The sequence below is a fragment of the Puniceibacterium confluentis genome, from assembly GCF_007923445.1.
Lineage (GTDB): Bacteria > Pseudomonadota > Alphaproteobacteria > Rhodobacterales > Rhodobacteraceae > Puniceibacterium > Puniceibacterium confluentis.
Genome location: NZ_VOJI01000035.1, coordinates 18,929 through 27,972, shown reverse-complemented (window position 1 = coordinate 27,972; position 9,044 = coordinate 18,929). Strand labels below are relative to the sequence as shown.

General features: G+C 65.2%; 10 protein-coding genes. 5 read left to right on the top strand and 5 right to left on the bottom strand.

Annotation, left to right across the window (positions count from 1 at the left end; genetic code table 11):
- Nucleotides 1-72: 72 nt before the first annotated feature.
- From FOY53_RS20875 to dksA, 4 genes are all read right to left on the bottom strand, one after another.
- Complete coding sequence (locus tag FOY53_RS20875) at nucleotides 73-1,062, bottom strand: molybdopterin-binding protein (protein ID WP_146592246.1); 990 nt, start codon at nucleotides 1,060-1,062, stop codon at nucleotides 73-75.
- A complete protein-coding gene (locus FOY53_RS20870; protein WP_146592245.1) occupies nucleotides 1,059-2,027 on the bottom strand; it encodes an XdhC family protein in 969 nt (322 codons plus the stop codon). Before FOY53_RS20870 ends, FOY53_RS20875 begins: the two co-directional genes overlap by 4 nt.
- Nucleotides 2,028-2,181: 154 nt before the next feature.
- Nucleotides 2,182-3,357 (bottom strand): FAD-dependent monooxygenase, encoded by a 1,176-nt coding sequence (locus FOY53_RS20865; protein WP_146592244.1) that lies wholly within the window; start codon nucleotides 3,355-3,357, stop codon nucleotides 2,182-2,184.
- Nucleotides 3,358-3,430: 73 nt separating this feature from the next.
- Nucleotides 3,431-3,853, bottom strand: a complete 423-nt coding sequence (gene dksA, locus FOY53_RS20860; RefSeq protein ID WP_146592243.1) for an RNA polymerase-binding protein DksA — start codon at nucleotides 3,851-3,853, stop codon at nucleotides 3,431-3,433.
- A 167-nt stretch (nucleotides 3,854-4,020) separates the two neighbouring features.
- Here dksA and FOY53_RS20855 point away from each other — a divergent pair, with 167 nt between their 5' ends.
- Complete coding sequence (locus FOY53_RS20855; RefSeq protein ID WP_146592242.1) at nucleotides 4,021-4,863, top strand: AAA family ATPase; 843 nt, start codon at nucleotides 4,021-4,023, stop codon at nucleotides 4,861-4,863.
- On the opposite strand, the gene FOY53_RS20850 is transcribed toward FOY53_RS20855, so the two are convergent.
- Nucleotides 4,851-5,756, bottom strand: a complete 906-nt coding sequence (locus FOY53_RS20850) for a mechanosensitive ion channel family protein (protein WP_246107498.1) — start codon at nucleotides 5,754-5,756, stop codon at nucleotides 4,851-4,853. The genes FOY53_RS20855 and FOY53_RS20850 overlap by 13 nt on opposite strands.
- A 204-nt stretch (nucleotides 5,757-5,960) precedes the next feature.
- On the opposite strand from FOY53_RS20850, the gene FOY53_RS20845 reads away from it, so the two are divergent.
- The 4 genes from FOY53_RS20845 to FOY53_RS20830 all read left to right on the top strand — a co-directional run bounded on the left by FOY53_RS20845 (nucleotide 5,961) and on the right by FOY53_RS20830 (nucleotide 9,014).
- Nucleotides 5,961-6,431, top strand: coding sequence for a YciE/YciF ferroxidase family protein (locus FOY53_RS20845; protein WP_146592241.1), 471 nt, complete (start codon nucleotides 5,961-5,963; stop codon nucleotides 6,429-6,431).
- A 113-nt stretch (nucleotides 6,432-6,544) separates the two neighbouring features.
- Entirely contained in the window at nucleotides 6,545-7,012 is a 468-nt protein-coding gene (locus FOY53_RS20840) for a GNAT family N-acetyltransferase (RefSeq protein WP_146592240.1), read from the top strand.
- 506 nt (nucleotides 7,013-7,518) lie between these two features.
- Nucleotides 7,519-8,850: a DUF2927 domain-containing protein gene (locus FOY53_RS20835; protein ID WP_186766696.1), complete on the top strand. Its 1,332-nt coding sequence runs from the start codon at nucleotides 7,519-7,521 to the stop codon at nucleotides 8,848-8,850.
- Nucleotides 8,847-9,014, top strand: coding sequence for an apolipoprotein acyltransferase (locus FOY53_RS20830; protein WP_146592239.1), 168 nt, complete (start codon nucleotides 8,847-8,849; stop codon nucleotides 9,012-9,014). Before FOY53_RS20835 ends, FOY53_RS20830 begins: the two co-directional genes overlap by 4 nt.
- The last annotated feature ends 30 nt before the right edge of the window (nucleotides 9,015-9,044 follow it).

The window sequence follows — 9,044 nt, the reverse complement described above, 5'->3', positions numbered from 1 at the left end:
ACGAACTTCTCCCATAGTGCTTCCTTCCATTCCTGCGAAAGGATCACACCATCAAACCGTGGGATCAAACACCTAGCCTTCGCGCGGCCGTGGCCGGGTCGGAATTTCCTTGAGCAGCCCGCCGACGCCCATCCCGGCGATGTCGCGCGGTGTGACCGGCACGCCGCAGAGCAGCCGCTCCATCACCCAGTCCGCACCGTTCAGCGCAGGCGACCGCGCGCACCCCGGCAGGCCGATCACCGGCGCAGCGCGCAACGTGCCGAAAAACAACAGGTTGCCCGGGTCGACGGGCATGCCGTAGTGCACCACGTCCCCGCCTGCCACGCGCAGCGCCTCGGGCGCCACGTCACAGATATCAGACGTGGCCGACGCCGTCAGAATCAGGATGGCCTGGGCGCGTGACGCCATGATTGCCGCCGCCAGTGCCTGCGTGTCGTGGCGCACCAGGCAGATGTCGTCCAGAGCGACACCGAGCCGGTCAAGCCGGTCACCGATGGCCTTCTGGCCCTTCACGCCGTCCTCCGGCTCCACGAATGTCTGGATCAACCGAGCCCGCGAGACCGCAACCCGGCGCATCCGCAGCGCGTCCTGCCCCAGCACACAGGTCCGCTCCAGCGCGGCGCCCGGAACGGCATAAGAGATGATCTTGACCGTCGCCACCATGCCGCGCAGCCCCATCCGCTGCCATTGCGGCACCGTGGCCACGGTGATCATCGGATGCACCGCGTTGATCGCGTCGATCTTGGCCGCCTCGATCTCGGCAACCCCGAGACAGTCGGCAAAGATGTTCACCCGCCCGGTCGCCGCCTTGCTCAGGCGCAGCCCGGCCGCTGCGGCATCGGGCACCAGGGCCCGGGCCAGCTGCTCGGCGGCGGCATCCTCGCCCACATCGCCGGTTTCAAGCCGCGCAACCAGAACCGTCGCGACCCCGGCATCCTCCAGCCGCGCCACATCCGCCGCCGCCAGCACCTTGCCCTTGCGCAACCGCCCGTCCGGCAACGGCACGGAATGCGCCAGCACCGCGCCGGTCGCCTGGTTCACCGGAACCGGGCCAAAGATCACGCGCCCTTCCTCAGCACCCGGGTCATTTCGGCAATGACGGATACCGCAATCTCGGACGGGCCCGAGGCGCCGATGTCGAGGCCGATCGGCGCATGGATCCTGCCTATCTCGTCGCCGCTAAAGCCCAGCGCCTCCAGCCGCGCTACCCGCTTGGCATGGGTCCGGCTCGAACCCAGCGCGCCGATGTAGAAACAAGGTGAGCGCAGGGCCTGCTCGAGCGCCGGATCGTCCAGCTTGGGGTCATGCGTCAACAGCACAAGCGCCGTGCGGGCATCCAGGCCCTCGGCCGTCACCGCCGCGTCGGGCCAGTCGTTGAGCAACCGCTCTCCCGGGAACCGTGCCTCGGACGCAAACGTCTCACGGGGGTCGACCACCACCGGATCATAGCCGGCAATGCGCGCCATGGGCACCAGGGCCTGGGCGATGTGCACAGCCCCCACCACGATCAGCCGAAGCGGCGGATTGTGCACCGCGACAAACGTCCGGCTGCCCTCTTCGAAACCGGATCGGTCCATTCGGAAACGGGCCTCGTGACCCGTCGCGTCCAGGTGGCGCTGGCCACTGTCCAGATCGACCACATAGGCCACGGACCGCCGCCCGCGCCGCGCCGCCACCAGATCGGCCAGAAGCGGTTCGGACAGCACGGCACCGACCGGCTCGACCAGAACCCGGATCGTGCCGCCGCAGGCCAGGCCGACCGCAAAGGCATCCTCATCGCTGACGCCGAATTCCAGCTCGCGTGCGCCGCCGTCCTGCAGCGCGTCCAGCGCCTCGACAATCACCGCGCCCTCGACACAGCCGCCGGAGACCGAGCCGACAATCTCGCCGCTGCCGGAAATCGCCAGTTGCGCCCCGACCCGCCGCGGGGCGGATCCCCAGGTTTCGATCACCGTGGCCAGCGCTGCACCCGTGCCCGCCCGATGCCAGGCCAGCGCGGTTTCGGGGGCGTTGTCAAATCTGTCCATGCTAAATCCTCCGATGGCCTTCTACCACGGCCGCACCCTGAGTCGCCCCCCTTCCTTGGTGCAACATCACCAAGGCGGAAACCTGTGTGATTACATGTTCATACCGGCCACACAGACCAGAAACCAGCGCGCGCCGCAGGCGTGCTCCATGGGATCACTTTCGCGCCGGATCGTCGCGAGTCACGTCAAAACCATACAGCCAGTCAAACTGGTGCACCATCCGCCCCGGTGCCAGCCGTCCCGCCGCGCGCAGCGCCAGGTGCGCGGCGCCCCGCAGCAGCGGGTTGCGCAGATGATACTTCCAGGCGTTGCCCTGCGCGGCCGCGATCACCCGCGCCACCCTGGGACGTCGCAGGGACTGGTACCCTGTCAGCCCGGGCACGACGCCACGCTGGTCGAGGCAGGCCGCCAGAACCCAGGCATCCTCGAGCGCCAGGTTGGCCCCCTGGGCCAGAAATGGCAGGGTCGGATGCGCCGCATCCCCCAGGAGCACCACACCCGCACCGTGCCAGCGTGCCGCCACCGGATGGCGGAACAGGCCCCAGAGGCCCGGATCCGCGACCTGCGCCAGAAGGCCCGGGACATCGCCGCCGAACCCTGCAAAGGCCCTGCGCAGATTTGCGGGATCATCGCGGTGGCTCCACCCCTCGGCGGCCCAGTTGTCGCGTTCCTCGACCGCCACAAGATTGACCAGGTGCCCGCCGCGCAACGGATACGTGACCAGATGCCGCCCCGGCCCCATGTGCACCCGTGCCTCGGGCGGATGGGCGCAGGTGTTCGCCACCACCGCCCGCCAGGCCACCTGCCCGGTGAACCGAGGGCGCGCCGCGCCGTTCAGTACCCCGCGCGTCAGCGACTTCAACCCATCCGCAGCGACGATCAGATCGGCGGTCCAGACGGTGCCATCGGTTGTCACCGCGCTGGGCGCGCCGTCGTCCCGCACCTCTGCCACCGTCTGCGACAGGCTGATCTGCACCCCGGCGTCGCGCGCCGCCGTCAGCAAGAGCGCAATCAGATCGGCACGGTGCACAAAGTGATAGGCCTGCTCCGGGCCCAGCCGCGCCAGATCCAGCCGCAGCACCTCGGTGCCCCGGCGGCCATCGCGCAGGCTCACGGCCCTGGCCCGCATCGCTCCGTCGAGGTTCAGACCCAGGGCGTCCAGCACCCGCTGGCCGTTGGGCGAGATCTGCAATCCGGCGCCAACCTCTGAAATCTCGGCCGCCTGCTCCAGCACCCGCACCTCGGCGCCGCGTTGACGCAGGGCAAGCGCCGCTGCCAGCCCCCCGATGCCACCGCCGATCACCGTGATCCGCTTGCCCTGAAGTTCCATCCGCCCCCGCTTTGGAATGCAAAACGCCGAGGCACGGCCCCGGCGTTCAGGATTTTCTCGCATGGTCCGGGGATCAATCGTCCCGGTGCACTTTTTCGCGGCGTTCGTGACGCTCCTGCGCCTCGAGGCTCATGGTGGCAATCGGACGCGCGTCCAGCCGCTTCAGACTGATCGGCTCGCCGGTCACCTCACAGTAGCCGTATTCACCTTCGTCGATGCGGCGCAGCGCGGCGTCGATCTTGCTCACCAGCTTGCGCTGACGGTCGCGGGTGCGCAGTTCAAGGGCACGGTCGGTCTCTTCGGACGCGCGGTCGGTCACATCGGGGATATTGCGGGTGCCGTCCTGCAGACCTTCGATGGTGTCCCGGCTGTCGGCCATGAGGTCCGCCTTCCACATGAGGAGCTTGCGGCGAAAGTACTCCATCTGCCGTTCATTCATGAACGGTTCGTCGTCTGCCGGACGGTAGTCGTCGGGAAGAAAGGATTCTGCTTTCATCTTGGCTCCCTCATAAACGCCTATATCTGTCATGGTAATTTCCTCAGATATCTGGCACCCCTGCGCGCAGCACTTAACCCAAGCCCCCCGGGATGTCACTACACAATAGCGACCGTTTCCGGCGTTTTTGGGGCTTGGGGACGTCACCGCACAAGGAGCACGCAGGCATGAAATTCGAGGGTACAAAAGAATATGTCGCCACTGGCGATCTGACCATGGCCGTCAACGCGGCCGTGACCCTGGAACGCCCTCTGCTGGTCAAGGGAGAGCCGGGAACCGGCAAGACCGAACTGGCCCGCCAGGTGGCCAAATCGCTGGGTCTGCGGATGATCGAATGGAACGTCAAATCCACGACCCGTGCCCAGCAGGGGCTATATGAATATGATGCCGTCAGCCGGTTGCGTGACAGTCAGCTGGGCGATGCGCGGGTCAACGATGTCTCCAACTACATCCGCAAGGGCAAGCTCTGGCAGGCGTTCGAGGCGGATGAAAAGGTCGTGCTGCTGATCGACGAGGTCGACAAGGCAGATATCGAATTCCCCAACGACCTGTTGCAGGAACTCGACCGGATGGAGTTTCACGTCTACGAGACCGGCGCCACAATTGCGGCGCGGCACCGCCCGATTGTGATCATCACCTCGAACAACGAAAAAGAACTGCCGGACGCCTTTTTGCGCCGCTGCTTTTTCCACTACATCCGGTTCCCCGAGCCCGAGACCCTGCGCAAGATCGTCGAGGTGCATCACCCCGGCATCAAGGAAGCCTTGCTGACCACCGCCCTGACCCAGTTCTATGAATTGCGCGAACAGCCGGGCCTCAAGAAAAAGCCCTCGACCTCAGAGGTGCTCGACTGGCTCAAACTGTTGCTGGCCGAGGATCTGAGCCCCGAGGACCTCAAGCGCGACGGCGCCAACGCCCTGCCGAAACTGCACGGTGCCCTGCTCAAGAACGAACAGGACGTTCATCTGTTCGAACGACTCGCGTTCATGGCGCGGCGTCAGGGTCGCTGAGCAGGCGTGGGGGCCGGGTCGTCTTCGTCCTGCGCCCCGGCCCGCGCCAGAGGCAGCGGTTCCTTGAAGGTGAGCGTGCGGTAGGGGAAAGGGATTTCCAGTCCCGCCTCGTCCAGCGCCCGCTTGACCGCCGTGATGACCTCGTCCCGTGATGTGCGGATGTCGACGGGCTTCGAGCCGGTCCACCAGGTGACTTCGAAGTTGATCGACGAATCCCCGAATTCCTGCGCGAAGATCTGGATCGGGTGGTCTGCCGCGGACACCGTTGCACACCCCCTGACCGCCTCGGTGATCACCTCGCGGGCGGCGTCAAGATCGACATCATAGGCCACGCCACAGATCACCGTGACACGGCGATGGCTCTGATCCGTCCGCACCGACACCGGGTTCTTGAACAGGATGGAGTTGGGCAGGATCACCAACTGCCCGTCGGTCTGGCGGATGTGGCTTTCACGGATGGCGATGCGCGCCACCTTGCCTTCGATCCCTTCGCATTCGATGTAGTCGCCGATCCGCATCTCACGGCGGAACAGGATGATGATGCCGGCCAGGAAATTCTCGAACACATCCTTGAAGGCAAAGCCGATGGCGACGGAGCCGATGCCAAGCCCCGCCAGAATGCTGGCCGGTGTAAGCCCGGGAAACACGATGACCGCCGCCACCATGATCCCCAGCACCCAGACCAGAATCGTGCTCAGCAGCAGGAACAGCTCTTTCAGGCTGGGCCGCAGGCGGCTGCGATCGAGAGCCCGGGACATCAGCGCACCGACGGCGCGGCTGATGAGCCAGGTCAGAACCAGCACGACAAGTGCCACGGCAAGCTGGGGCAGGATTGCGATAGAGGACCGCAGGAGGGCGTTGAGCTGGGCCATCAGGATGGTGACTGGTTCCAAAGCGATCCTCCTTGCCGCGCCGCATCCCGTCCGGAACGCGGACAGGTCACAGACAAGCAAGCGCCGCACGGCAGAAAGTCAAGCCGCGACCGCCCTTCTCTGCCGGTTCGGTGCCCCGGGGCGGCGCATCAGCCCAAGGGAACGAAACCGAGTGTCACGTGTTCTCTGCTTACTATTCATCATGCCCACTAGAAAGGTGCGACTATGAAAACCATGCAGGACGCCTTCCACCACACTCTCAAAGACATCTACTACGCCGAAAACGCCCTTACCAAGGCGCTGCCCAAGATGGCCAGCGCCGCGACCGGCAAAGAGCTGAAGTCGGCCTTTGAACACCATCTTGAAGAGACCAAGGAACAGATCAAGCTGCTGAAATCGGTCTTCAAATCCATCGACGCCAAGCCCGAAGGCGAAAAGTGTGATGCCATCGAAGGCCTGATCAAGGAAGGTGAGAGCCTGATGGAAGAGGCCAGTGGCAAGGCCCTGCAGGCCGGTCTGATCGGTGCGGCGCAGGCGGTCGAACATTACGAGATTGCCCGCTACGGCACGCTGCGCCAGTGGGCCAAGGAACTGGGCAACGACGAAGCTCACGACCTGCTTTCGCAGATCCTCGACATGGAAAAAGCCGCCAATGCCAAGCTGACCGGTATCGCCGTCTCTTCGGTCAACGCCTGATCCACCGCTTCAGAGCCTGAACTGGGCCAGCCATCGCGAGGGCTGGTCCTACCTGCGCCAAGTCGCTAGGTTTTCGCTGCCACACATGCGCCGAAGGTTCAGGAACACCGATCATGACCACAATCCGCGCGCCGCGATCCGGCGTCACCATCCGCCCGTTGCGCTCTGACGACAAGGCGCAGTGGTCCGCGCTCTGGACCGAGTACCTGGCCTTTTACGAAACCGACCGTCCGGCAGAGATCCACGATCTGTACTTCGCCCGTCTGCTGGGCGACGATCCGCAGGATTACAACGCGCTGGTGGCGGAACAGGACGGTGCGCTGGTCGGCCTGACCCACTACCTGTTCCACCGCCACGGCTGGTCTGCGGAAAACGTCTGCTACCTTCAGGATCTGTACGCCGCGCCGACCGCGCGGGGTACCGGCGTCGGCCGCAAGCTTATCGAGGCGGTCTATGCCGCCGCGGATGCCGCGGGCGCACCTGGCGTCTACTGGCTAACCCAGGAATTCAACGCCACCGCGCGTCAGCTTTATGACCGGATCGGCACCCTCACACCCTTTGTGAAATACAGCCGCCGCTGAGATACCCTTACATCCCGGGCGCTGTGGCCGTGACCGGCCCGGGTCCTGCGTCAACCGCCCGGGGATTGTGCAGGATCTGGCAATATTGACAGGGCAGGTCGCGGCATGTTGCCTCAAATCGGCCACGGTCATAAACGCGCCATCACCGGAAAATTCCGTACGAACACTTCAGATTGTTGCTTAACTGCACAGGCCAATCGCCTGTTTTTCAACCTATTTACCGCTTCGGGCGGGGCGGTTCTCGAAAAATGCGGTCGCCACCGACTCGCGCATAGGCAGAAACCTTTGTTTCGCCGTATAGTATCCCAAGCGCGGACAAAAAAAGATCGGATGCTCTGGCATCTGAAATGAGCAGGCAGGCGAAAACAGTGTCCCACGTACGAACCTTTGCCGCGCGCCCCGCGCGGGCTGACGGGACTGCGCCGCTGCGCATTCCGGCCCCCATGCACACGGCCCGCGGATTGCGCCGCCTGATTCTCCCGTTCTGTCTGCTTCTCGGGGCCTGTATGCCCGTCTCGCCCGGTGACACGCCCAGCCGCGCCGCATCGGTGAGTGTCGAAAGCAGTCTGCCTGGCATCAAGGTGTTCTCGGTGCCGCGCCCGGTGCCGACCCGGGCGTCGAACATCGACATCGCCCGCGATTTCCTGGACCTGTCGCTGCAACTGGAATCGGGCCGCGACCTGCCGATGCTGACCCGCTTTGAGGGTCCGATTTCGGTGCGGGTCACGGGTAAGGTGCCGACGTCGCTGGCTACCGATCTCAACCGGTTGCTGCACCGCCTGCGTACCGAAGCGGGCATCGACATTGCCCTGACCAGCGGTGCGGCCGCGAATGTCACGATCAACGCGGTGCCAAGGTCGACCATCCGCAAATACCTGCCGCAGGCGGCCTGTTTTGTGGTTCCCAACGTCTCGACTCTGGATGAATACCGCTTCGCGCGGCACACCCGCGTCGTCAACTGGACCCGTCTGACCCGCCGCGAAAAGGTGGCGATCTTTCTGCCCGTGGATTCAAGCCCGCAAGAGGTGCGCGACTGCCTGCACGAAGAGCTGGCGCAGGCGCTGGGACCGTTGAACGACCTCTACCGCCTGCCGGATTCGGTGTTCAACGACGACAATGTCCACACCGTCCTGACCGGTTTTGACATGCTGATCCTGCGCACCTATTACGACGGCGCGCTGCGCAACGGCATGTCCCGGTCACAGGTCGCGGCCCGCCTGCCTGGCATCCTGGCGCGCATCCATCCGCAGGGCGAAGGCCAGCCACCCCGGCATCTGGCGTCGACACCGCGTGCCTGGATTGACGCGGTGCAAGAGGCGCTTGGCCCCGGTGCCAGCCCGCCGCAACGGACAGCGGCTGCAACCCGGGCGCTGCAGATCGCATCGGCGATGGGATGGAGCGATCACCGCCGCGGCTTTTCGCACTATGCCATGGGACGCTTGCTGCAGTCCAGCGACCCCAACGGCGCTCAGCAGCAGTTCAGCCTGGCCGACCGCTATTTTGCCGCCGCGCCGGGCACCGAATTGCACCGGGCTTATACCGCCTCGCAAATGGCTGCGCATGCCATCACCCAGAACCAGCCGGATCAGGCGCTGGAGATCCTGCGCCCGGCGCTCGAGATTGCCGCGCGTTACGAGAACGCCGCGCTGCTGTCGACGCTGATGCTGCTCAGCGCCGAGGCCCTGGACCTGTCCGGCCGGGTTTCCGAAGGCCGCGAAGTGCGCATGGACTCTCTGGGTTGGGCGCGCTACGGCTTCGGCCCGGACTGGGCCGTCCGCGCCAAGGTGCGCGAGATCGGCGCGCTCAATCCGCTGAAGGGAACCAGGAGCCAGATATGATCGTGATCGCAGGGGCCGTTTTGGGTGCATTGACCGGCGGCTTCACCGCCCGACGCCGCAAGGGCAGTGCCGCCGATATTGCACAATATGCTGCCGGGTTCGGCATCTGCTTTGGCCTTGCCGGGCTGATCCTGACGATCGCGCTGGACAAGATCCTGCTTTAGACGGCACCACCCCCGTCCCGCGCTCTGGCC

Coding starts and splice junctions, on each gene's coding strand:
- FOY53_RS20865 (WP_146592244.1), bottom strand. CDS start 3,357: ATGGAACTTCAGGGCAAGCGGATCACGGTGATCGGCGGTGGCATCGGG.
- FOY53_RS20835 (WP_186766696.1), top strand. CDS start 7,519: ATGCCCGTCTCGCCCGGTGACACGCCCAGCCGCGCCGCATCGGTGAGT.
- FOY53_RS20870 (WP_146592245.1), bottom strand. CDS start 2,027: ATGGACAGATTTGACAACGCCCCCGAAACCGCGCTGGCCTGGCATCGG.
- FOY53_RS20845 (WP_146592241.1), top strand. CDS start 5,961: ATGAAAACCATGCAGGACGCCTTCCACCACACTCTCAAAGACATCTAC.
- dksA (WP_146592243.1), bottom strand. CDS start 3,853: ATGAAAGCAGAATCCTTTCTTCCCGACGACTACCGTCCGGCAGACGAC.
- FOY53_RS20840 (WP_146592240.1), top strand. CDS start 6,545: ATGACCACAATCCGCGCGCCGCGATCCGGCGTCACCATCCGCCCGTTG.
- FOY53_RS20855 (WP_146592242.1), top strand. CDS start 4,021: ATGAAATTCGAGGGTACAAAAGAATATGTCGCCACTGGCGATCTGACC.
- FOY53_RS20830 (WP_146592239.1), top strand. CDS start 8,847: ATGATCGTGATCGCAGGGGCCGTTTTGGGTGCATTGACCGGCGGCTTC.